Raw genomic sequence first — 22399 nt, 5'->3', positions numbered from 1 at the left:
CCGTCCCATCCAAGACGTGTGACGTGTGGCGAATGTTACTCCCCGACGTCGGAGGGTGGACGTCGTGGGCGATGCACGCGACCTGGAAGGCAGGATGTCCCCGGGGCGCCGAGGACACCGACCCCACGCGGCGGGAGGACTCGCCACGTCTGTCGCTGGAGTTGGGGGGCAATCAGGGTGGCGAATAGCAGGAGCGTCAGCTCACGCGCACAGCCGGCTGAGCCCGTGAACATCGACATCCCGAGGACTGGCGCATGCCCACGAGGACCGTGCCTACTCCTGCATCGCCTCCACCATCCGCGGCGGCGGGGACAGCATGAGGATGCTGCTCGCCCCCGGTGCGCTCCGCGCCAGCACGCGGCCGTCGGAAGACACCACCACCGCGATGCCTCCCAGCGAGGCTCTTACCGCGGGCATGCGCAACTCCACCGCCCGCATCACCACACCGCCGATGGCCTGGTCCACGGCGAAGCGACTTCCAGCCAGGGGTAGATCACTGGCCAGGACCGCGAGCAGCTCTCCTCCCGCCTCCCGTCCACGCAAGGCGGTGGCGCGGCTGAAGGCCTCGTAGCAGATGAGCGGAATCACCTTCCGCCCCGCGAGGGACAGCAGCGGTCGCGCCTGGCTTGCGAGCAGCGGCTCCCCTCTTCCCTGAAGCCCGAAGATGGAGCGCTCGCCGATGGGGACGAGGATGGACTTGCCTCGGGTCTCCCGCAGACGCCCGTCCGCATCAAAGGCGGCGGCGGCATTGAAAAAACCCTCGGGCGTTCGGAGCATCAGCCCCGCGATGGCGGGGACCGGCAGGCGCGCATCGAAGGCCTCGAGGACCTCCGGCCGTGACACACGCCCCTCGGTCCCCCGCTGGAGCCCCCGGACCGTGGACTCTGGCCAGATGAGCCGCTCCGTGGCCTCGGGCACCGACTCCGGCACCCGCACGGAAGAGGCCATGTGGACCACGCCCGTCCCTTGGAGCGCATCGTCCGCCACGGGCAGCCGGGGCAGCGCGGCCAGGGCCAGCATGACGCCCACGGCCGGCAGCAACAGGCGGCGCGAGCGCAGGGCCACGGCCTCTCCAACGCACACGGCGGCGAGCAGGCAGAGCACCAGGGTGGGCACCCACCCCACGAAGCCCACGGCCCTCAGGATGGGCGGCTGCATCCATTGGGAATGCAGCACGTGCGTCATGGAGAAGCCGCTCCACGCCTCCAGCCCCGCCTCGCCCAGCACCCATCCCAAAGGCAACCAGTACCTTGGTGGCACCCGCTTCACGGGCAGCGCCGCCAGCGCCAGCAGCGGCACCTGGGACAGCGCCCCCGTGGCCGTCCAGCCCAGAAACGCCACGATGAACGGAGGAGGAAGCCAGGGGGCCGTGTAGAACTCCGCCGTCCCCACCCACCAGTGCAGGGCCACGCCCTGGCGCACCAGCGCGGACAGCAGCAGCGCCGCGGCGGCCTGGCGCCAGCCGTTGGCGCGGTGGAGCGCCCACCCCAACAGCGCGATGCCCACCCAGGCCAAGGGCTGCGCCCACGTCCACAGAAAGGCGACGCCCAGCGCGACACCCGAGCCCAGGGCCAGGAGCAGGCTCATCGCTTCCGGAACCTCTCGGGCGCAACGGGGACCAGCGCCGTGGCCTCCCCCGGGAGCGCCACCTTCACGAGGTTGGGGTGCTTGCGCGCCAACCGGGCCTCCAGCACCGCGGGCTCCCAGCGCGACACCTCTTCGAGCGCCGTGTCCATGGCCTTCGCATCCAACCGCCACAACTCCAACGCCTTGCCAGAGCGCGTCCGGACGAAACGAGCGCGCTGCTCGGGGCTTCCGGCCTGGAAGAAGCCCTCGTCATAGAGCAACCCATCGAGGGGCAGCTTGTACGTGGAGCCCAGCACCCAGGCCCCAGGCGCCTCTTCCGCGAGCGCCGTGAGCAGCGGCGTGGAGAAGCCGTAGCAGGTATCCAGGACGATGAGGTCCGGGCGATAGCACCGAACCACCCGCGCGAGGTCCTCCGGAGACGCGTTGAGATAGCTCGGCGGCAGGCTGTGTCCGCTGAGCACGAGCACCTCGGCCCTCACTCCAGAGGGACAGGAGAAGTCCTCGAGGGCCACATGCGGGCAGCGGGCATCGGAGCACGGCGACTGCTGCAACTCGGCGACATCCGCGCGTGAGTAGATCGCCACGACGCGCTCCTGCACTCCGGGGGCCTGCCGACACGCGCAGGCCCCCAGAAGCAGGGCCAGGAGCCAGTGCCTTACCAACACAGTCATGGACGGTTCCAGTTCCTGGCTCGAAACACCGGGAGGCCTGCTAGCAGCGGCACCAATACGAGGCGCACCACGAGCGGCAGTAGTTGCTCAACCCGGTGAGCCTGCAACCGTTGCGCCGGTACTGCTGGGAGCAGCCGACGGTGGAGCCCACGTACCAGACGCCCACCGCGATGAGGACGACCACCGCCGCGGCGCCGCCCTTCCCATTATTGTCCTCGGGAAGGTACTTGCTGATGACTTCAATCATCGTGAACAGGGAGTACTCGGAGACGGCTTCCAGCGCCCCGGTCTCGAGGAGGATACTGGCCGCTTCCTGCTCGTTGGCGGCCAGCTTGTCACCCACCAGGATGGTCTTGTCCGCGTTGAAGACCATGTGCAGCTTGCCGCCTTCATGGTGGACCCAGGCGTCGCCCGTCTCGTTGTTCACCGTGTAGATGGTGCGCTCCCCGGTCTTCTCGTCATACACCTCGAGGACGGCGTCCTCCGTGCCGCGGACGAGCGTCTGCCGCAGGACGAAGTTCATGAAACGGGGCACCTCGTCATGCATCGCGATGCCCAGCCGGCCAAACCGCTCCAGGCTCCCGTCAACGACTTGCGCGGGCTCCACGGCGCTGAAGACGATGTTCTCGGCCAAGGCCTCGCGCGCCTTGGTCATCGGGTTGGCTTCGGGAGCACGGCTGCAGCCGATCTGAACGGTGAAGACCGCGAGCATCGCGAGCGTTGCCGCGCGCATGCCGTTGGAAGAACCACGGTGTGACTCAGCCGGATGAAACATGTGGGGACACTCCTCTTGCTGTGGGGAACTCGCACCTGGCGCAAGGCCGGGTGCGATGGTTACTGCACTCCCCGTGAAGGCAGGAAGCAGGCCATCTCTGGCTTCCCTCGGAATCTGGGGTGCTACGCCGGTGCCGTTGTTGCGTCCGCCGCAACAAATCTTCACTCTCCGTGACACCCAGCGCTACAACCCCCACTGCACATCCAGTGCGCGCAGCGGCGGCCGCCTCAGTCCTCGTCGCAGTGGAGGAAGCCGTGCGCGTCGCCCTCGATGAGGGGGGCAGATGCTGCTTCCGTTTCTCGCTCGTTGGGCAGGTCCGCCCTGCTCCACCAGTCCTGGGTGCGAAGCTGAACGAAGGCCCTGCCCTCGCGCGCCGTCCCGTCCACGACGTGTGACATGTGGCGAGTGTTACTCCTCGACATCGGAGACGGACGTCAGGGGCCACACCCACGACTCGGAAGGCAGGATGTGCCCAGGGCGCCGAGGACACCGGCCCCTCGCGGCGGAAGGACTCGCCACGTCTGTCTCTGGAGCTGGGGGGTCATTCAATGAAGACGTCTCTTCGCGCCGCGTTCGTCGGCACGAGCATCCACCTCGTCATCCTGGGAGCAGTCCTCGCGGCCTGCGATGGACCCGGTGAGTCGCCACCCCAGGAGCCGCGGACAATGGCCCCCCAGGCCGTCCAGCGTGCGTACCAGGACTATTACAGCGTGGCCCTCGCGCCGGGCGGTCCCACGGGCAGCAGTCAGCTCAGCCGGGGCACCGTCTTCGTCCCCATCCTCCAGCCCGTCACCCATGCGCCGCTCCTGGGTCTGGATGGCACGCCTCTTCGCTACACGTGCGGCGTCACGTTCATTTCCCCACGCAGGGCCATCACCGCCGCGCACTGCCTGGACGACGTCAGCGTCTGGGACCCCGCGAACCAGGCGCTCGAGGTCCGGATGTATGACCCGATGATTGACGCGGAGGTGAACTGGGAGGCCACCGCGGAGAGCCTGTCGGGCACCTTTCCCGGCTTCCAACGGACGCCGCTGGGCGGGGGCTACAGCACGTCGTCCTATTCGTGTCGGGTGATTGCCCGCTGCGGCGACTCGTTCGGCAACTACCAGTGCCCCGCATCGTTCCCCCGGGCCGACACCGCGTTGCTCGACTGCGGCGCCGAGAGCCCCGGCTGTCGTTACGACTACCTGGACGTCGCCGAGTCGGAGGGCCTGGGCGTCCCCGTGTCCATGGCGTGGGCCCACGAGGTCTACTCGATTCCGGAGGACCGGAGCACCGAGCTCTGGCAGCGCTACACGCGCTACATCGACTACGAGCCCGCGCAGAACTACCACTACTACGGGGTGAATCAGCTGCTGCCCCTGCTGTCCCGTCCCTGGAGCAATCCGTCCCGGCCCCGCGTCTCGCTGGGACTCTCCGGCTTCGGCACCGACGCGCGGCTCACGGAGCTGCATGGCTGCCATGGCTCGTCCGGCTCCGGAATCACGCAGCTCAACGAGCACCTGGGCACCCAGGAGCTGCTCGGGCCCGTCGCGGTCTGGGCCCACTGGGTGTTCCCCGCGCACGACTACGACTTCCTCTGTGAAGACCCCGCGCGCACCGCGCGACTCCCGGGCGACGCCGGGCTGGGCTATGCGCGGCTGGCCTTCACCCGGAAGCTCGTCGAGTCGAGGAGCCCGGACGATGTCTGCGACACCCTGGTGCCGGGCCTGTTTCCCAATCCCCTGCTCTGGTTGACGCACGACGTGTGGCTCCTGCGCCGGGGCGCGCTGGGCACACAACCCTTCCCCAAACCCTGGCCATGCACCGCCTCCTCGTGCTCCGCCTGGGAGCGATTGCGCTTTCCCAACGAGCCCCTGGTGCCCCTGGCGCGGGGAGAGTCCCTCACGCTGCCCTCGGCGGAGGTCATCGCGGGAATGACCTATCGCGTGTCGGTGCGCATCCGGGCCCTGGAGGGCACTCCGGCGACCGTCACGCTCTCGCTCGGGACTCAGTCGCTCCTGAGCAACGCGAGCCCCGTCGCGCTCCCGGGCGAGGCCGCGGGGCTCATCGCCACCACCTTCGTGCCGCTGTCCGGCGCGGCGCAGCCCTTGCGGCTTGCCCCGGGCGAGAACTCGGGGGCCTTCGCCGTGACGGAGGTCGTCGTCGTCGCGGACCCGCTGGCCAACGGCTTCGAGTATCACTCGCGGCGCGTGGGCATGGGCATCCTCGAGCCTGGCGCTCGCACGCCCGTCCCGGCGACCTGGACGCGACTCCCTCCCTCGCGCTTCGCGGCCCTCCTGCGTGGGGGCCAGCGGTTCGTCGTGACACGACAGGCTTTCGTGTCGGGCCGCGCCTGGACGGTCGAATTCGACACGTCACGCGACACGGTGGGAGTGTCCTGCGGCTTCATCACCGCTGACGGGCGGGAGCTGCGCACGCGCTGCAACGCGGTGCGTGGACGCGTCCGCACCCACTTCCAGCTCGGCGCGGCACAGCCCGTGGCCTTCTTCGTCGACCTGCCGGCCGGACAGCCCGACCTCATCCTGGACAACCTCCGCCTCGTGACCCGCTGAGCGACGAGCCGGAAGCCACATCGCGCCTCCTCCCGGAGTCAGACCCCTGGCTCCGGGTGGAAGCCGCGTTGGGCGCTCAGTCGCGCACGTCGCACGAGCCGGCATCGGAGAGGAGCCGGCCGACCTGGACGTGGAAGAGGTCGCTGGGGAGGAACGGCTCATACTGGTGCCGCACGAAGTAGAGCGTGCGGTGGTCCGGCGAGAGCGTCGGATGGTACTCGTCCAGCGCGGTGTTCACCGTCGGGCCCAGGTTGCGGGCCGGCTGCCAGCCGCGCCACGTGCGCGTGGCCACGTAGAGGTCGCCGTAGCCGTAGCCCTCCGGACGACCGATGGAGGCGAACAACAGCGTGTCGCCGTCCGGCAGGACGTTCGGGTTGAACTCCCACAGCTCGGTGTTGACGGCGGGGCCCACGTTCTCCGCGGGCCCGTAGCTGCCATCCGCGCGGAGCTTCGAGCGCCACACGTCCCAGCCGCCGAAGCCGCCCTCACGGTCCGAGCCGAAGTACAGCGTGCCGTCCTCGTCCACGCTGGGGTACAGCTCGTCACCGAGGCTGTGCACCGCGGCCCCCAGGTGACGCGGCTCGCTCCAGCCGCCGTCCCTGCGTCGCTCGACGACCCACATCTCCACATCCTCGCGCGGCGCGCCGTTGACGGGACGGATGGAGGAGAAGAACAACCGACGTCCATCCGGCGAGACGAACGGGTCGATGTCCGAATACACGCCCGAGAACGACGCGGGGCGGGGCTCCGTCCATCGGCCGTGGCGCAGCTCGGAGAAGACGATGGTGGCCTGGCGCGTCTCGGGGAAGAAGCCGGGGCTCACGCCCCAGAAGGCCGTGCGCCCATCCGGAGTGAAGGCGAAGCGCCACTCCTCCTGGCCCGGAAGGGAGACGAACCCCGGGGCGAACACCTCGGGCGTGCGAGGCGCGGAGGCCGAAGCGGACATGGCTGCGCACAGCACCAGCGCCGCGAGCACCACGGGGATGCGACGGAATGACGATGACATGACGGATTCCTCTCGAGATGTGGCGGGAGGAAGTGACGTCGTTCCCGCCATGGCCCAAGAGGTACGCGCGTTGCCCGCCGCTGTCCGGGAAGCGGGGATGAAGCGAGAGGGACGCGGGACGGACGGGAGCCCCTCGGGGACGCGCCTCAGCGCGCTCCGTCCGAACCTGGCCCCAGTCCGAGCGCGGACTCCACGCGAGCGCGATGGCTGCGTCCGGTGCGCACGGCGGTGCCGCCAGGTCCCAGCACCAACAGGTATTCGCCCTGGGACAGGGGCTCCATCTCCCGCACCTGGTCCAGGTTGACGAGCACGGAGCGATGCACGCGGAGGAAGCGACGTGGGTCCAGCCGCTCCTCCAGATGTGTCAGCGTCTCTCGCAGGACGTGCTGCTCGCCCCCGACGTGGACGCGGACGTAGTTGGCCTCGGACTCCACGTGGGTGATGGTGGAGCAGTCGACGAAGCGGATGCGCCCGTCGACCTTGATGGGCAGCCTGCGCAGAGGGGCCTCCGCCATCGCGAGCCCCGACAGCAGGGCCTCCTGGCGCGCCACGGCCTCGCTGCGCCGCACGAGGCGCACCTGCTCGCGTGCCCGGACCAGCGCGGCGCGAAAGCGCTCCTTGTCATAGGGCTTGAGCAGGAAGTCCAACGCCTGCGCCTCGAACGCCCGCACGGCGTGCTGCTGCCACGCGGTGACGAAGACGACCACGGGGAGCGACTCCGGAGGCAGCGCGCGGAGGACCTCGAAGCCGTCACCCGCGGGCATCTCGACATCCAGCAGCAGCACGTCCGGCGACGTGTGGAGCACCGCGCGCACCGCCTCCGCGCCGCTGGTCGCCTCGGCCACCACTTCGACGTTCTGTTCCGCCGCCAGCAGTGCGCGCAGCCGGGAGCGCGCCAGCGGCTCATCGTCCGCGAGCGCCACGCGAAGCAGCGTCGACTCCACCGGTTCCACGCTCATGCCGCCACCCGAGCCCCCTCGGGCCCCGCGTCGAGCGGCACGCGCAACTCCACCACCGCGCCCCGGGGCGTCCCCTGCCGCAGCTCCAGCCCCGCCCTGCCCCCGTAGAGGGTCGCCAGTCGCGCTCGCAGGTTGGACAGGCCCACGCCTCCACCGCGAGGCGGGCCTCCCACGGGCGGCCCCATGCCGTCGTCCCGCACGAACAGCCGCAGCACGTCCCCCTCCCGCTCGGCGGAGATTTCAATCCGCCCCGGCTCCGCGCGCGGCGCCAGTCCGTGACGGATGGCGTTCTCCACCAGGGGCTGCAACGCCAGATAGGGCACGCGTGCATCTAGGACGTCCGGAGCCAGCCGCCACGACACCTCCAAGCGGGGCCCGAAGCGAATCTGTTCGATGTCCAGATAGGGAGCCAGCGCCGCCTGCTCCTCACGCAGCGTCACCTCCTGTCGTGCATGGGACTCCAGGCTGTGGCGCAGCAGGTCGCCCAGTCGCGCCAGCATGCGCTCCGCGGCATCCGGGTCCGCGTGGACCAGCGAGGCCACGGCGTTGAGCGCGTTGAACAGGAAGTGTGGCCGGAGCTGCGAGGCGAGCGCCTGGAGCCGAGCCTCCGCGAGCTGGGCCTGGAGCTGGTCCGCGCGACGCTGACGCACATGCGCTCGGCGCGCGAGGCCCAGGGCGTGGGCGCCCGCCGTCAGCAGCACGAAGGGCAGCAGGTTGTTGACGACGCTCTGGGCCAGCACGTCGAGCACGCGGGGCTCGCGCTCGTACCAGCCGATGAGGTCCTGGGTGAGCACGACGAAGGTCGCCCTGCCGAACACCACCAGCAGCAGGGCCACCAGATGGAAGCCCAGGGCGGAAGGCAGGCGCCCGCGCGCCAGGGGGACTCGCTCCGACAGGCGCAGACACATCACGGTGATGGGCACCCACAACAGGGAGCTGGCCAGGGACATGCGCCACAGCGCGCCCCCGGCGACCTCCGCCTCGCCGATGCGCTGGAGGAGCTGGACCTGGCTCACGGAGATGAGCGCGTCCGCGAGCCACCAACCCAGGGCGCCTGGCCACACGGCCCAGGATGGCAGGGGCGCCACCTCACCAGCCCGGGGTCTCGCCGTCTCCTCTTCGCGCATGACGGGCAAGGGTAGCGGGCCCCGGGGATGGCTTCCACGAGGCCTGGGACAAACCGCTCGCGGACAGGGACGAACGGAGCGTCGCTCAGTCGCCCTGGCTCGACAGCCACTGCCGCCACTGCTCGGGACGCTCGAACTTCTCACCGGAGAGCAGTTGGAGCACCAGCACCGCGGGCTCGCGATTGATGGGCTGCTGGTAGGCCGACATGTCCACGAGCAGCGTGCCGACCTTCTGGAGCACCTCCGCGCGGCGGGCCTTCAGCTCTTCGGGCGAGAGCTTCTGGAGCACCATCTCCAGCAGGTACGTGCCCTTGTTCCGGTCCGACACGTCCGGCATCGTCATCGCCTCGAAGACCTTGGACAGGTCGACGACGGGCCGGTCCAGGCCCTGCTGGAAGGCCAGCACCGAGCGGACGACGTTGTTGCGCACGCCGGAGTCCGGGTCCTTGAAGAAGGGCAGGAGCCACCCGATGACCTGCTCCGGCGTGCCGGCATAACCCAGCACATAGGGGACCGCCGAGCGACGGTTCGCATCGGCGTCCTCGCGCAGCATGCGCAGCAGCGCCTCCCGAGCGGCGGGGGCCTTCTCGACGAAGCGCGGCTCGTAGGGGGCGAGCTCGGGGTGACCGAACCCGAACGAGCAGTGGGCGACGCGACAGGACGGAGGCTGGTCGGTGTTCAGCGCGCCGGCGCGCATGAGGCGCACCACCTTGTCTTCGTACTCCAGCCAGTGCGCGATGAGCCCCTCCGGGTCCTCCACGTGTCCGGTGGGTGCGGGGAGGAAGCTCAGGCGGTGCGAATCCTCGGCATCCACCAGGTCCACGCTGGCGAAGGCCTGCCCCTTCAATTCCTCCGCGAAGAACGCGATGACGCCCACGTGGGTGTAGACGAGGTTGAAGCGCTGACGCAGCGCCTCCTCACGCTTCTTCATGAGATGACGGCTGCGGACGATGGGCTTGCCCACCTCCAGGCCGAGCATCTTGATGACCTCGGCCGCGGTGGCGCGACGCGAGCGCGACACGTCGATGGTCGCGAGCACGGGGATGGGCATGGGTGGGGTGCCCGCCTTGTCCAGGTTGGCCTGGACACCCGCCACCACCTGCGCCCAGCCCGGCAGCGAGTGGAGCGAGGCCAGCTCGGGGTCGAACTGGAGCTGATCCACGGAGAGGAAACCACTGTCGGCCGCGCGCTTCAGGAAGGCCATCGCGTCCTCGGTGCGCCCTCCGAGAGAAGCGCAGCCGGCTGCGGAGTAGTACTCCTCCGCGCGAAGGTCGGGGTCCGTCAGGGCCTCCGCGGACTGGCGCCGCAAATCGGCGCAGGTGGCGAAGTCCTCGGCGTCGTAGGCCTTCTCCGCGCGCAGGGACAACTCCTGCGAGGTCATCGCGCCCACGGTGGACACCACGTCCTGGGGCTTCCCGGACGAATGCGCGCAGCCCAGGCCCAACATCAACCACAGACTCAGTCCGACGGACTTCCTCATGAGCGCCTCCCCTTCGAAACCCCGCACTGTGGCGCGACAGTGGCCCCGGGTTCAATGTCTCACGGAACGCCCTGTCTTGAGCCCCAACCCCTGCCGGCATACCGCAAACAGTTGCAACTCAACAGCGCCTGTCATCTGGAGGCACCAGGGACATATCCAGCCACACGGCCCCAACAGCCCCTACTGGAGCGTCGGGACGACGTCGCGCGAGGAGACGTGCGTCTTCAAGCTCTCCACCACCGGTACGTACTACCGCAAGCACGTCCGGTTCCGCGTGACGGATGCGACGGGCGTCACCTCCGCGCCCGCGGAGACCGGTCAGTTCTGCTGGAGCCCCAACTGAGCACGGGGCCCCAGCGCGCGCTCGTTCACTCCGCCTTCTTCGGAGCCGGGGCGGGGCTCACCACGCGGTGCACGGGGTAGAGCCCGCCCACCTCCAGCATCGTGTCCAGGAACTGCCACCGGCAGAAACCATCGTCGGAGTGCGGCTCCAGCAGGTACACGGCCAGCGTGCCCGCGCGCTGCGCCGTGGGCACGTAGAGCGTCCCCTGGGCGAACTCGCGCTTCGTCCGCTCGGGGGACACCGTCAGCACCGTCTCGAAGCGCACCGGCTTGGGCTTCAGGCTCAGCGGCACCTCGGCCTCGCCGGGCGCGGGCACGTTCGCCGCGACGTCGGGGCTGAAGGTCTCCTCCCGCCGGGCAATCCGGTAGCTGTCCACCAGGAAGTGGCGCGGCTTCGGGAGCACCTCGAACCGGATGCCCTGCCCTTCCAGCCGGGGCGCCAGCTCCGCGGGCACCAGGTACGCCTCCGGTGTGCTCACCGCCTGCGTCGGGATGAACGTGCGGTAGTGCGGCACGCGGTAGACGCGGCGCTTCTTCCCGGGGAAGCGATGCTCCGCGATGCTCTTCTCGTCGAACGCCTGGATGCGCGCCAGGTCCCCGTCCTTCGCATAGGCCGGGTAGTCGAACGTCAGCGCGCCCTGCGCGTCCCGGGTGGCGACGCCGTAGTTGATGCCCACCAGCGACTGGAGGTCCGGCGTCTTGCCGCGCGCGATGATGGCCGCCTGCTGGGCCTCCGTGACGGAGAGGAACGCCTTCGAGCTCCGGGCCGCCTCGCGGAACAGCTCCAACAGCCACGCGCGCGTCACGGCGCAGCGGCGCGGGAAGTCGATGTAGCTGTACGTCTCCAGCAACACGTCGAGCCGGCCGAGCAGCCCCCGGTAGTGGCTGCCGAAGCGCGGCAGCGCCGGGTACGTGTGCCAACCCGAGGCGGGCACGTCCTCCTCGCGGTAGTTGCCGTACCAGAAGCTGTCGAACCCGTGGCGCTTGCTCACCGATTCGGAGACGCGCTCCAGCATCGCCCGGTTGTAGTCGCGCAGCTCCTGGAACAGCGGCTCGTTCGAGTGGGACGTGTCGAACGTCAGGTCGAAGGCGTGGATGCTGCCGTCCGTGGTGTGGCAGTCGATGAACAGCTCGGGCCACCACGTCTGGTGCAGCTTCGCCATGGCGCGCGTCTCCGGCGCCTCCTGCTTCGTGCTGTCGCGGTTGAGGTTCCACCCCTCGCCCGTGTAGCGCGTGCCCACGCCCCCCTCGGGGTTGACCTGCCCCTCCAGGCTCTTGAGGTTGAGCTTGCGGTTGTTGGGGCTGATGCGGTCATTGCCGTCCGGGTTGAAGTTGGGGACCAGGACCAGGCACAGCTTGTCGAGCAACTTCGCGCCCAGCTTCGTCAGCGTCAAATCCCGCGCGAGCGCGAGCAGCGCCTCCTTGCCCTCCACCTCGCCGGCGTGGATGTTGGCCTCCACCAGCACGACGACCTTCTTCTGCTTGCGCGCCAGCTCTGGCGTGAAGCAGTTGCGGTCGCTCACGACCATCGCCACCAACGGCTGACCCTCGCCGCTGGTCCCGAAGTCCACCCGTCGGGCGAGCTTCGTGCGGCGGCAGAGTTCGTCGATGAAGGCGAGCACGTCGGAATGACGCGAGGTTTCGGCGTAATTCGAGGCTTCAGCACGGGTGAGCAGCTCGGACATGGGCGCGCATCCGAGCGCCGCGCTCCCGCGTCGTCAAGCACTTCGTCCACAACGCGGCACCGTTCACTCCGGGTCGCCGTCATCCAGTGAGCGCTCGTCGACGCACTGCACGGTCCACGCCGAATATTCCGGAGCACCGCGCCGTGAATCCACGCGAGGATGCGGGCCGCATGAAAATCTGGGTCGATGCCGATGCCTGTCCGGGCCCCGTCCGGGAAATCCTCCTGCGCGCCTCACAGCGCCTCAAGGTGCCCCTGGTGTTCGTGGCCAACCGGGCGATGAACCTGCCCCGCGCGGAGTTCGTCTCCACCGTGCAGGTGGGTGCGGGGCTCGACGTGGCGGACCAGCACATCGCCACGTCGGCCCAGCGCGGGGACCTGGCCGTCACCCAGGACATCCCGCTCGCGGCGCTGCTGGTGCCGCGAGGCGTGGTGACGTTGGACCCTCGTGGGGAGCTGTTCTCCGAGGAGAACATCGCCGAGCGGCTCTCCGTGCGGAACTTCATGCAGGAGCTGCGGGAGAGCGGCGTCGTGACAGGCGGCCCGAGCGGCTTCAACGCCCAGGACCGCCAGCGCTTCGCCGCGGCGCTGGACCGCGAGCTGGCCCGGCTGCTCCCGAAGCGCGGCTGATTCGTCGCGCGCTCCGGGAGCCCCTGGGCTCAGGTCCCGTCGATGAGGCGGATGGCGATGTCGGGGCTGAACTGGCCCGCTGGAGTCGTGGGGGCGATGCCGCAGTTGCCGTCGGAGTCTCCAGGGACCTTCACCCACAGGAGCATCTCCGCGCCCCCACCCACCTGTGACAGCACGCCCAGCTTGCGGCCCGCCGGGTTGCACCACTCGCCATTGTGGCCATTGCCGTTGCGGCTGGTGTCCACCACGAAGGGCTTCGTGTAGCCGTAGCGCGTATTGAGCGCGCCGTTCACCGCCGCCCCATACGTGGTCGACTGGGCCGTGGTGTAGAAGTTCGACACGTTCAGCGCGAAGCCCCGGATGTTGCGGACGCCGGCGGACTCCAGCCGCTGCGCCATCGTGTCGGCGGCAATCCAGTTGGCGTTGCCACCGTCCAAGTAGGCCCACGTGTTCGGCGCACGGTCTCTCAGTTGCTCCGTCGCGTAGCGCAGGAGGCCGAGCCGCGTCTGTCGCTCCGCATCATTGGGCAGACAGTCGAGCTGGGCGACCGCGTCCGGCTCGATGATGACGATGGCCGGGCGGTTGCCCAGGCCGGTGGCGAAGGCGGAGATCCACGTGCGGTAGGCCTCGGGACTGCCCGCGCCTCCGCCGGAGTGACTGCCGCAGTCGCGTCCGGGAATGTTGTAGGCCACCAGCACCGGGAGCTTGTCCGCCGCGTCCGCGGCGGCGACGAAGCTGGACACCGCCGAGGCGATGTCTCCACTCCAGTTGCCGAACCAGCGCGCCCCCGCCTTGCTCGCGATGGACGACTGGATGCGCGCCGCGCGGGAGTCCCCACCGTTGTTGCGCACCCAGACGGCGGAGTTGGAGTTGGGGTCGACGTAGAAGCCGCTCGTCATCCCCACCGGCCCGGTGCCACCCCCGCCGTCCTCCGTGGTGAGGGAGATGTTGTCCAGGAAGGCCGAGAAGGCGCCCACGCCGCCCAGTTGGAACGTCACCTGCCCCGCCGTCGTGGCCAGGTTCGAGGTGAAGGGGAATGTGAAGGTGCGCGTGGTGCCATCCAGGGTGATGTATTGGTCCAGCGGCGCGGTGTACGGCGCGGCCCCCAACTGCACCGTCACCCGCACCCGCACGGTCGCCGACGCGGACGCCGTGAAGGACAGGGTGTACGCCCGGCCATTCACCAGGACGATGTTGTCCTGTCCCGAGGGTGCATCCCAGGGATTGGCGGGGGTCCCCGTGACGTTGATGCGCAGCTTCCCGTTCTCCACCACGGACTGGGAGTTGGCACCGCTCCACCACGGCGCCACCGTCCCGCCACTGAAGGTTCCATTGACGACCAGCTCCGTGAGCGGCGAGGACACCTGGCCCTCCGACTCCGGCTCGGGCGCGGGAGCTGACGGCGCGGCGGGGCCACACGCGGCCACCAGGGATGCACCCAACACGACGGCTACCCAACCCACATGTCGACGCAGTTGCACGAAACGATTCCTCCTGCCCGCTTCCGGATGACAGGGAATGACGTCCGGCCTGGCGCGGGACCTTGGCGCGACGGTGAAAGTCCTTCTTCGCCGCGTCGCGGCATACTGGCAGGTTTTCCCTGTTTTACCAGCTCAAATACACACAAGCCCTGGCGGACGACTGCAATGGCAAAATTGAAAAGGAGCTTGAAACAGCGTCGTCCATCAGGATTGTAGACATCCACGCCCGGCGGCGACGCCAGGAGATACCGGACACTCCGTCATGCGGGCTCACACACGGGGCGCGCGCATCCGGGAGAACGCGGCTCACTCGGGCTCGGAGGACTCCGCGCCGTCGAGGCCGTGCCGGCGCAGCAGCCGTCGAAGCTGGGTGCGGTGCAGGCCGAGCGCGCGCGCCGTCGCGGAGACATTGCCTCCCTGCTGGCGCAGGGCCTCTTCAATCCGGGCCCGTTCCTGGACATCCCCCTGGGCGCGCTCCATCGCATCCGCGCGAGGCTCGGGGCCGGCGCGCACGGTGACGCTTCCGGGGCCAAAGGCTGTTCCCGCGCTCGGGCTCAGGTGTCGAGCCTCCACCCGGGTGGCGCTCTGAAGCAGCGCGGCCTGGACTGCGCCACGCAGCTCCACCAGGAGTTCGCGGATGTTTCCCGGCCAGGGCCGCAGGAGACACTGCTCCACCAGGGAGACGTGGAGCCCGAGCCCCGGTGCCACCCGCTCCGCTTCGCGTTGGAGCAGCAGGGGCAGCTCCTCGGGGCGCTGGCGCAGCGGAGGCACCACCACCTCGGGCCGGCCCATGCGGAAGTACAGGTCCTCGCGCAGCCCGCCCCGGGCCACCAGGGCGCGCAGGTCCTTGTTGCTCGCGGAGCACAGGTGCAGGTCCACCGTCTTCGGCCGGGAGGCGCCCAGGGGCAGCACCTCGCGCGTCTCCAGCGCGCGCAGCAGCTTGGCCTGGACGGCCAGGTCCAGCTCCACCACTTCATCGAGGAACAGCGTGCCGCCATCCGCGGCCTGCAGGTATCCCTGGGCGTCTGCCTCCGCGCCGGAGTACGCGCCGCGCCGGACACCGAAGAGGAGCCGCTCCGCGATGCCCTCGGGAATGGCCGCGCAGTTGACGGCGACGAAGGGGCCCTCGCGCCGGGGACCGTGTTGGTGGAAGGCGCGCGCCATGCCTTCCTTGCCGGAGCCGCTCTCTCCATGGATGTGGAGCGAAAAGCCCAGCTCCGCGGCGCGAGTCACCTCCGCGAGCAGCCTCTGGCCACCGGGCCCCCGCACGAAGCCGTCCACCAGTCCGACGCCGTGTTCTTCCAGGGGCCGCACGTCGACGCTCGGCACGAAGAGGGAGTCTCCCATCCGGAGCACAGCGCGCACCTCGCGAGGCGCGCCGGGCGCGAGCGGCTCTCCATCCACCCAGGTTCCGTTCTGGCTTCCCAGGTCGACGGCCCAGAAGTGCTTCCCGTCGAAGCGGACCTGGGCATGGCGCCGCGACATCCTCGGGTCCTGGACGTCGCCGAGTTGGGGACCTCGCCCCAGCTCCAGCCCCTCCAGCGGGAGCCGGAGCGCCACCGCCAGCGCCGCCCCTCCGCCGAACAGGCGCACCAGCCCGGGAACGCGCGCCGCGTCCGAGACCTCCATCCCTCGTCCATCACCACTCGGCCGGAGCGTCGACCCATCGTGTTCCATGCCGGGTCATCATACGCGCCGGGCGGTGGCACACGGCACGGTGCCAGCGCTTGTGCCATTTCCGGAGCGACCCGGGCGCCTGGCGAGGACATGCTCCCGCCGGCGACGGGAATGTCAGGGGCGCGTTCAACCGTGGCACGGCGCTCGCTATGGGGCGCACGCATCACGAGGCACCAGGGGACACCACCATGAGGAACATGACTGACGACATCGCGGCGCCCGTGCGGGGAGCCCACCGGACCACCGGCCCCATCCTGCTGGCGACACTGGCGCTCCTCGGCGCGAGCGCCTGCCTCAAGCCCCTCCAGCTCCCGCCGTCACCTTCAGACCCGAACCCCCGGCAGCCCGACGTGGGCGACAAGTACGTGACGGACTCGGAGACCCAGTTGCCCGTCACACCTTGCAAGGGAAAGGACTGCCCGCCCCTGGAGCCCACGGCCCAACCGCTGGCGCCGATGGAGTGTCCGACGGGGCAGTGCATCCCGGACAACTCGAACGGCCAGGGCATCTACATCGTCGAGGGCAGCGACTTCTGCTTCACCCAGGGGACGGAGTTCCGGTTCTGCCCGGAGGCCTTCGTCAACCGCGCGCCCGGGGACGTGGTGCTCAAGGGGAGGGACCGCCTCATGGGCACGCTCTTCTACACCGCGACGCTCCGGGGGGTATTGCCGGGCCAGCTCGGTCGCACGCCGCAGGGCGCTCCCGCGAGCTTCGTTGCGATTCACAGCGTGCAGGGCAACGGGGACCAGCTCGTCGTCAATTACTGTCAGTCGCGGACGAAGTGCAGCAAGCCAGAGGACATCCAGACGCTCCAGGGGCCGGCGCTCGCGGGCTTCACGTTCGACGTGCTCTTCCGGAACGTGCCGGATGAGGAGACGTTCTTCGAGCTCCAGCTCGTCCCGCTGGGAACCGACCAACTCCTCCCGCCGTTCCAGCTTCAGAAGTACGAGGTACGACACCGGTTGAGAGACCCCAATGGCAATCATCCGGCCTGGACGAATCCGTGCGGCGGGTCCGCGCGGGGCCGGGTGGGCATCCTCCCGGGGCGGGTGGTGGATGACATGAATGCCGCCGTCACCGCCGACGCCAACGTCACGACGCTTGGTTGCGAGTCCGGCGCCATCGTCACGTGCCTGGATTGGGGTTACAGCCCCTGGAATCCCCAGACAGGGGTGTCGGACCCGAATCGGGAATATGTCTATGGCTCCTGTCTCCAGGCGAAGCGCGCGGCGTACTTCGTGGGCAAGGGCGACCTCAAGAGCTACACGCTGACGGGCACGCGCATCGTCAAGCGGGACGAGTATGGGTTTGGACGGGACGCGGAGGGCGGCATCGAGCGCACCGACTTCCTGGAGGCCCTCTGGAGTCCCGAGGGCGCGGTCTGCCTCAACCCCGAGCACCGGCGTCACCCGGAGATTCCCCTGCATCCGGAGCATGGCCCCCGAATCGAGCGCTGTGAGGCACCGTCGGGGCAGCGCATCCTGTGGCGGGACAACGGCAAGCTCGCGACGGGCCTGCCACCGCGCCACTAGGGCGTGCCCAGCAGGTCAGGGCCAAGGCGGAGTGTAACCACGTCCAGGTGCCCCAAGGACGTCAGCAGGCCTCGAATCTCCTCCTCCAGCAGCAGGCGGGCTCTTTGTTCAGGGGCCGGGCGACGCGGCGACCACCAGGAAGGCGATATCGCAATAGGGACAGACGCGCTTGTCTCCGGGACTTGATTCGCCGAGGTCCTGTGGAGCGTTGCACGAAGGGCAGCGGTGCTCGAGGCGCCGAGTTGAGACAGTGACGTTTTCTGATGAAGCGGATGCATCTGCGCTCACGTTGCCGAGGGAAACAGCGCTCGACAGGAAGCCGGCGGAAGTCCGCCCCGGGGTGAAGGAGGAAACAACGTAAGCCCCCTTCTGGGGTTCGAAGACTCGGTTGATTTCACCGGCGGCGATGAGCTTCAGGATGAATTGTTCAGCCTTCTCTTCCGACACCTGACAGAAGATGGCCACGTCCTTGACGGTGACATCCCCCTTGTTGCGGATGAAGTCAGCCAGCTCAGCCATGGGGTCACGGCGCTCCACGGTCGGCGTTACCCAGTGAGCGTGCTCGCGCTCTTCTTGGGACGAACGCCCCTTCTTCCACAGAAATTGGCCGAGCAGGAAGGGGAGTACGACCATCACCCCCCACAGGGCGGCAACCATTTTGGCCGGCTCCTGTATTTTCCCGTGCGCGTGGGCGACGAGCAGGGCGATTACCCAAAAGGCTGACCAGAGCTTGAGTGCACCCCCAAACAGCACCGCTAGACAGCCGAAGCCCTTCACCAGCCCCCTCCTCTCTTCGTGGCGACATCCGACAGAAAGGGCGTCACGGCTGCAGGCGGCTGCGGTAGTGGACGACTGTCAAAGGCTGGGGACGCATTGACGGCGGAGGCGTTCATGAGGATTTGGTGACGGTAGAAAGAGCTGAATATTTGATACCTAGCATCCAGGTGAGCCAGACGGAAGAGGAGCCTCCTCTCATCGATAACTGCAATGGCGCGGGTCACCCTGGTTCTCTGGTTGCTGCTCACACCCGGGTACTGCTTCTGTTCGAAGGCCCCGAGGGCAGTGGCTGCGCCGAGCGCTTCATTCGCACCCTCAAGGAGCGCCTGCTCTGGGTGCGCATCTTCTCCCCCGTGGAGTACCTCCGGACGGCCCTGCTGGAGTGGGCCCACCGATACAACGAGCACCGGCTGCTGGAGCGCCACAACTTCCTCTCGCCGAGTCAGGCCCGGCGAGCGCTGCCGCAGCTGAAACAAGCGGCCTGATTACGACCGCCTGGGTGTCTCGACAATCCGGTGCGGTACAGGTCCACCGTGTCCGCGTTGCGCTCGCTCACCAGGAGGATGCGGCTATATCCCGATCAGCCCGGGCACCGGCACCGGGGTGGAGCGCTTGCTCGTGATGCCATCCCCCACCTCGCCGAATGCGTTGTAGCCCCAGCCCCACGCAGTGCCGTCTGAGCGCAGCGCCAGCGAATGGGAATCGCCAGCGGCGATACGGGCTTGAGCCTGAGCCCCCGACAGAGCAGCGACTGTCGAAACCTGCGCTCCTGGCGCGCCGGTGGGCTGTCCACAGCCGACCCATGGAAACAATCCCAGCCAGAGCGCTGCTGGCCTTCGGAACCGTCGCCCTGTTTTGTCTTTCATTCCGTTACCCATATCCATGTGCAATGATGTCAGGGTCACCGCTGACGGGGCTTCACGCCTCGCTGGGTGTCGAGCAACCGTTCACCGCCGGGGGCCTGGAGGTGGATGACCCCTGGATGCTCTACGGGGGCCAACCACTTTGCAGGTCCTGCGACGGGGACCTGGATCATGGCGTCCAGGCCTCGTATCAGTTCGATGTACTCACGACGAAGCAAGGGGTTGTGTTCCAGGGCTCGCGCGAGCGCGGCTTTCGCCTGACGGACACCTTCCTCCTGCGTGGAGCCCACCCGCGCCTCCATGAACAACAGCCCGGCACGCAGCGCATGTGCCTGCGCCTGATCCGGGTCGAGCCGCATCGCCAGCTCCACCTGTCTCAAGCCCTCGGACAGCGCGACTCTCGCCTCCGCGAGGGGCTGCGCCTCAGCCAGCTTCCACGAAGCCCGCGCGAGCGACACATGGGCCTCGAGATACGGATAGAGCGCCACGGCGCGACGGGCCTCGGCACGGGCTCGCAGGAGCGTCTCCACCGCGCTCCTCCCCTGCCGCCGGGCCCACTCCGCGCCCACCAACTCCAGACTCGAGCCCACGACGCGACAATCCGCGCAGCGCGCGTCCACACGCAACGCCTCTTCCAGCGCCCGGCGCCCATCCGCCAGCGGAGTCTCGGGAGACTTCCCGTCACGCACCGCCTGGGTCGCCAACAACAAGTGCGCCGACGCGACATGGAAGTGGGTGCGCCCCGCCGTCGCATTGATGCTCAGCGAGCGGGCGAGTGCATCGAGCGCCCGGGTCAACGTGGGACTCGCGTCACCTCCCACGTCGATGAGGTACGAGGCGCGGGTCAGCTCCGCCAGCGCCACCTCGTTCAGCGCGGAGTAGAAGCGACCATCCAACGCGAGCGCGCCTTGTCCCGCCTCCAGGGCCCGCTCCACGTCCGGCCCCGGGTCCTCGCCTCGCGACAGCGCATACGTCGCCAGCGCGTTGTGCAGCTCCGCCAGGTTCGAGTGCGCGAAGAGGTACCGGGGGTCCGTGCGCAGCGCGAGCCGCAGGTGCTTCCCCGCAGCCTCATATTCGGGGCGCGGATCCAGGCCGTGCTCGCGCTGATGATTGCCCTTCCACCGGTGCACGAGCGCCAGGTCATTGTGTCCCCAGGGGTAGGCCGGCTCCAGCTCCAGTGCCCGGGTGAGCTGGGCCATGGACTCGTCCCACGACGCCCCGGGGTCTCCGCCCTCGCGCGCGACTTGAAGCCCCCGCAGGAAGAGACTGAAGCCCAGCGTGTCGTACGCCAGGACCTCCCGGGGTTCGAGCTCGATGGCTCGCGAGGCGGACGCAATGGCTTCGCCCAGGAGCCGCTTCGGCTCCTCGTTCCCATCCAGGGGATTCGCCGCGCGATAGGCATTCATCAAGACCAGCGCCCGCTTCGTGTGCGCGGACGCGCGCATGGGCGATGCGACGAGCGCCCGCTCACTCGCCTCCAGCGCCAGCGACAACGAGGCCTTGCGCGAGCGGCCCTGCTTCCGGTCCAGGTCCGCCTGCTGGAGCCAGACCTCCGCGAGCGCCTCGTGGCCCCGCGCATCGCTGCGCCCCAACTCCAGCGCCCGCTCATAGCGACGCGCTGCCTCCAGGAAGTCCGCGCGCGCGGCTTCGTAGTCTCCACGCCCCAGCCGCTCCATGGCCCGCGCGTGAGCCACGTCCGCCGCGAGCATCCGAGGCTCCAACATCCACGGAGTCTCGGCCTCCGCACCCGACGCGGCGGCCTCCGCCCCAGCCAGGTCCTGGCGATAGAACGCCATCCATCCCGCCAGCAGCCGTGGCGACTCCCCCGCCGCGCCCTGCCCTCGCTCCAGCGCGCGCAGGGCGGGCGCGAGGAGGTCCACTTCCAGGGTCCGCGCATGCTCGGCCACCCACTCGGGCCCGCCCCGGCGTCGCGCCGTCTCCATCTCCAGGAGATACAGGCCGCCCAGCGTCTTCCCCAACGCCAGATTCAGCTCGGGAGAATCCAGCCCCAGCCCCGCCGCGCGAGTCAGCTCCTCGCGGGCCTGTTCCAGCTCGCCCATCGCCAGATGGCCACGGCCTCGTGCGTAATGCACCAGCGACTCGCCATGCGCCCCCAGCGCGTGCGGTGTCGAGGTGAGCTGGACCATCCGCTCCCGCACGAGCCGCTCTTCCGGACGCGTGTCATGCAGCGGCGCCATCAAGGCCGCGCGCATCAGCCACTCCACGTCCTTCACCTGCTGCCCCAGGTGCTCCGCCAGACGGGCGCGTCCCTCGGCCTGACTCCACGAGCGCACACCCAGGACGGAGACGACCAGCACACTCAGCAGGGAGACGGCGGAGACGACGACGAGCGCGCGGTGCTTGCCCGCCCACCGCCGTCCTCGTGCGACGAGCCCCGGTCTTCGCGCGAGGATGGGCTCACCATCCCTGTACCGGTCCAGGTCCTCCGCCAGCGCGCGCGCCGAGGCATACCGTCGCGCCGGGTCCTTGTTCAGACACGTCAGGACGATGGTCTCCAGGTCGCCCGCCACCTCCGGCACGCGCAGTCGAGGAGCAACCACGTCCTCGTGCAACACCTGATGCAGCGTGCCCACGGAGGTGGTGTCGCGGAACGGCGGCACCCCCGTCAGCAACTCGTACAGCGTGGCGCCCAGGCCATAGACATCCGTGCGCCGGTCCACGCTGGCGCGGTCTCCGCGCGCCTGCTCGGGAGCCATGTACGACGGCGTGCCCAGCACCGCCCCTGTCTTCGTGAGGCCCTGCTCCAGGTCCGCGTCGTGGGCCAGCCCGAAGTCCGTCACCACCGGGTACCAGCGCCGCTCCTCCTGCCGTTCCACCAGGATGTTGGAGGGCTTGAGGTCGCGGTGGATGACGCCCAGCCGATGCGCCTCGTGCATCGCCGAGGCGACCTCCCGCATCACCTGGACCTTCTCGCCCAGCGACATGTCGGGCGCCACGCGGTCCAGCCGGGTGCCGTCCACGAGCTGCATCGCGATGAAGTCCCGCGCGCCGACACGGCCCACCTCGTACACGCGGCAGACGTGAGGATGGACGATGCGCGCCTGCGCGCGGGCTTCCTGGAGGAAGCGCATGACGCGGTCCGGGTCCGCCTCCCGCACGAACTTGAGCGCCACGAAGCGACCCAACCTCCGGTCCCTCGCCTTGTAGACCTCCCCCATCCCCCCGCGCCCCAGCAGCTCCAGCGAGTCGAAGCGCTCGCCCATCGCCACCTCCGCCACGCCCAGGTCTGGAG

Annotated in this window: 18 protein-coding genes and 1 pseudogene; 5 read left to right on the top strand and 14 right to left on the bottom strand. The window is 69.2% G+C overall.

Annotated elements, in window-relative coordinates; genetic code table 11:
- Nucleotides 1-273 precede the first annotated feature (273 nt).
- The 4 genes from FJV41_RS18435 to FJV41_RS52340 all read right to left on the bottom strand — a co-directional run bounded on the left by FJV41_RS18435 (nt 274) and on the right by FJV41_RS52340 (nt 3431).
- A complete protein-coding gene (locus tag FJV41_RS18435) occupies nt 274-1587 on the bottom strand; it encodes a nitrilase-related carbon-nitrogen hydrolase (protein ID WP_141643821.1) in 1314 nt (437 codons plus the stop codon).
- The gene (locus FJV41_RS18430) at nt 1584-2171 is read right to left on the bottom strand and encodes a hypothetical protein (RefSeq protein ID WP_141643820.1); all 588 of its coding nucleotides are present in this window, start codon (nt 2169-2171) and stop codon (nt 1584-1586) included. The genes FJV41_RS18435 and FJV41_RS18430 overlap by 4 nt, the downstream gene beginning before the upstream one ends.
- A 127-nt stretch (nt 2172-2298) precedes the next feature.
- Nucleotides 2299-3033 (bottom strand): hypothetical protein, encoded by a 735-nt coding sequence (locus tag FJV41_RS18425; protein ID WP_141643819.1) that lies wholly within the window; start codon nt 3031-3033, stop codon nt 2299-2301.
- Between the two features lie 227 nt (nt 3034-3260).
- On the bottom strand, nt 3261-3431 hold the full coding sequence (locus FJV41_RS52340) for a hypothetical protein (RefSeq protein ID WP_174467939.1): 171 nt from the start codon (nt 3429-3431) through the stop codon (nt 3261-3263).
- 150 nt (nt 3432-3581) lie between these two features.
- Here FJV41_RS52340 and FJV41_RS18420 point away from each other — a divergent pair, with 150 nt between their 5' ends.
- On the top strand, nt 3582-5588 hold the full coding sequence (locus tag FJV41_RS18420; protein ID WP_141643818.1) for a hypothetical protein: 2007 nt from the start codon (nt 3582-3584) through the stop codon (nt 5586-5588).
- A 76-nt stretch (nt 5589-5664) separates the two neighbouring features.
- Here the strand turns inward: FJV41_RS18420 and FJV41_RS18415 are convergent, their stop codons facing one another.
- From FJV41_RS18415 to FJV41_RS18400, 4 genes are all read right to left on the bottom strand, one after another.
- Nucleotides 5665-6594: a TolB family protein gene (locus FJV41_RS18415; RefSeq protein WP_141643817.1), complete on the bottom strand. Its 930-nt coding sequence runs from the start codon at nt 6592-6594 to the stop codon at nt 5665-5667.
- Nucleotides 6595-6740: 146 nt separating this feature from the next.
- Entirely contained in the window at nt 6741-7553 is an 813-nt protein-coding gene (locus FJV41_RS18410; RefSeq protein ID WP_141643816.1) for a LytR/AlgR family response regulator transcription factor, read from the bottom strand.
- Nucleotides 7550-8641 carry a sensor histidine kinase gene (locus FJV41_RS18405; RefSeq protein WP_246137271.1) on the bottom strand — a complete coding sequence of 364 codons (1092 nt, stop codon included), beginning with the start codon at nt 8639-8641 and terminating at the stop codon, nt 7550-7552. Before FJV41_RS18405 ends, FJV41_RS18410 begins: the two co-directional genes overlap by 4 nt.
- A 124-nt stretch (nt 8642-8765) precedes the next feature.
- Complete coding sequence (locus FJV41_RS18400) at nt 8766-10160, bottom strand: HEAT repeat domain-containing protein (RefSeq protein WP_141643814.1); 1395 nt, start codon at nt 10158-10160, stop codon at nt 8766-8768.
- Nucleotides 10161-10236: 76 nt separating this feature from the next.
- Here FJV41_RS18400 and FJV41_RS18395 point away from each other — a divergent pair, with 76 nt between their 5' ends.
- Nucleotides 10237-10503, top strand: a complete 267-nt coding sequence (locus FJV41_RS18395; protein WP_141643813.1) for a hypothetical protein — start codon at nt 10237-10239, stop codon at nt 10501-10503.
- A gap of 25 nt (nt 10504-10528) precedes the next feature.
- Here FJV41_RS18395 and FJV41_RS18390 read toward each other — a convergent pair whose 3' ends face one another.
- Nucleotides 10529-12187 (bottom strand): M14 family metallopeptidase, encoded by a 1659-nt coding sequence (locus FJV41_RS18390; protein ID WP_141643812.1) that lies wholly within the window; start codon nt 12185-12187, stop codon nt 10529-10531.
- Between the two features lie 170 nt (nt 12188-12357).
- Between FJV41_RS18390 and FJV41_RS18385 the strand changes: the two genes are divergently transcribed.
- Complete coding sequence (locus FJV41_RS18385; protein WP_141643811.1) at nt 12358-12816, top strand: YaiI/YqxD family protein; 459 nt, start codon at nt 12358-12360, stop codon at nt 12814-12816.
- A gap of 29 nt (nt 12817-12845) precedes the next feature.
- Here FJV41_RS18385 and FJV41_RS18380 read toward each other — a convergent pair whose 3' ends face one another.
- The gene (locus FJV41_RS18380) at nt 12846-14297 is read right to left on the bottom strand and encodes a glycoside hydrolase family 6 protein (protein ID WP_141643810.1); all 1452 of its coding nucleotides are present in this window, start codon (nt 14295-14297) and stop codon (nt 12846-12848) included.
- Between the two features lie 306 nt (nt 14298-14603).
- Nucleotides 14604-15926: a sigma 54-interacting transcriptional regulator gene (locus FJV41_RS18375; protein WP_246137270.1), complete on the bottom strand. Its 1323-nt coding sequence runs from the start codon at nt 15924-15926 to the stop codon at nt 14604-14606.
- A gap of 236 nt (nt 15927-16162) precedes the next feature.
- Between FJV41_RS18375 and FJV41_RS18370 the strand changes: the two genes are divergently transcribed.
- On the top strand, nt 16163-17506 hold the full coding sequence (locus FJV41_RS18370; protein WP_141643808.1) for an ADYC domain-containing protein: 1344 nt from the start codon (nt 16163-16165) through the stop codon (nt 17504-17506).
- 108 nt (nt 17507-17614) lie between these two features.
- Here FJV41_RS18370 and FJV41_RS18365 read toward each other — a convergent pair whose 3' ends face one another.
- Entirely contained in the window at nt 17615-18283 is a 669-nt protein-coding gene (locus FJV41_RS18365; protein ID WP_141643807.1) for a hypothetical protein, read from the bottom strand.
- Between the two features lie 275 nt (nt 18284-18558).
- Here FJV41_RS18365 and FJV41_RS18360 point away from each other — a divergent pair.
- Nucleotides 18559-18768, top strand: a pseudogene (locus FJV41_RS18360) (integrase core domain-containing protein); the annotation flags it as partial.
- Nucleotides 18769-18852: 84 nt separating this feature from the next.
- Here FJV41_RS18360 and FJV41_RS18355 read toward each other — a convergent pair.
- Nucleotides 18853-19149 carry a hypothetical protein gene (locus tag FJV41_RS18355; protein WP_246137272.1) on the bottom strand — a complete coding sequence of 99 codons (297 nt, stop codon included), beginning with the start codon at nt 19147-19149 and terminating at the stop codon, nt 18853-18855.
- A gap of 35 nt (nt 19150-19184) precedes the next feature.
- The coding region (locus FJV41_RS18350) for a serine/threonine-protein kinase (protein WP_141643805.1) at nt 19185-22399 on the bottom strand (3215 nt) is incomplete at its 5' end.

It is taken from the genome of Myxococcus llanfairpwllgwyngyllgogerychwyrndrobwllllantysiliogogogochensis (genome assembly GCF_006636215.1).
In the GTDB taxonomy this organism is placed as follows: domain Bacteria; phylum Myxococcota; class Myxococcia; order Myxococcales; family Myxococcaceae; genus Myxococcus; species Myxococcus llanfairpwllgwyngyllgogerychwyrndrobwllllantysiliogogogochensis.
Note: the sequence above shows the minus strand (reverse complement) of the source record. Positions and strands in the feature narration are given on the sequence as shown.

Coding starts and splice junctions, on each gene's coding strand:
- FJV41_RS18435 (WP_141643821.1), bottom strand. CDS start 1,587: ATGAGCCTGCTCCTGGCCCTGGGCTCGGGTGTCGCGCTGGGCGTCGCC.
- FJV41_RS18425 (WP_141643819.1), bottom strand. CDS start 3,033: ATGTTTCATCCGGCTGAGTCACACCGTGGTTCTTCCAACGGCATGCGC.
- FJV41_RS52340 (WP_174467939.1), bottom strand. CDS start 3,431: ATGTCACACGTCGTGGACGGGACGGCGCGCGAGGGCAGGGCCTTCGTT.
- FJV41_RS18420 (WP_141643818.1), top strand. CDS start 3,582: ATGAAGACGTCTCTTCGCGCCGCGTTCGTCGGCACGAGCATCCACCTC.
- FJV41_RS18415 (WP_141643817.1), bottom strand. CDS start 6,594: ATGTCATCGTCATTCCGTCGCATCCCCGTGGTGCTCGCGGCGCTGGTG.
- FJV41_RS18410 (WP_141643816.1), bottom strand. CDS start 7,553: ATGAGCGTGGAACCGGTGGAGTCGACGCTGCTTCGCGTGGCGCTCGCG.
- FJV41_RS18400 (WP_141643814.1), bottom strand. CDS start 10,160: ATGAGGAAGTCCGTCGGACTGAGTCTGTGGTTGATGTTGGGCCTGGGC.
- FJV41_RS18390 (WP_141643812.1), bottom strand. CDS start 12,187: ATGTCCGAGCTGCTCACCCGTGCTGAAGCCTCGAATTACGCCGAAACC.
- FJV41_RS18385 (WP_141643811.1), top strand. CDS start 12,358: ATGAAAATCTGGGTCGATGCCGATGCCTGTCCGGGCCCCGTCCGGGAA.
- FJV41_RS18375 (WP_246137270.1), bottom strand. CDS start 15,926: ATGGAGGTCTCGGACGCGGCGCGCGTTCCCGGGCTGGTGCGCCTGTTC.
- FJV41_RS18370 (WP_141643808.1), top strand. CDS start 16,163: ATGAGGAACATGACTGACGACATCGCGGCGCCCGTGCGGGGAGCCCAC.
- FJV41_RS18355 (WP_246137272.1), bottom strand. CDS start 19,149: ATGAAAGACAAAACAGGGCGACGGTTCCGAAGGCCAGCAGCGCTCTGG.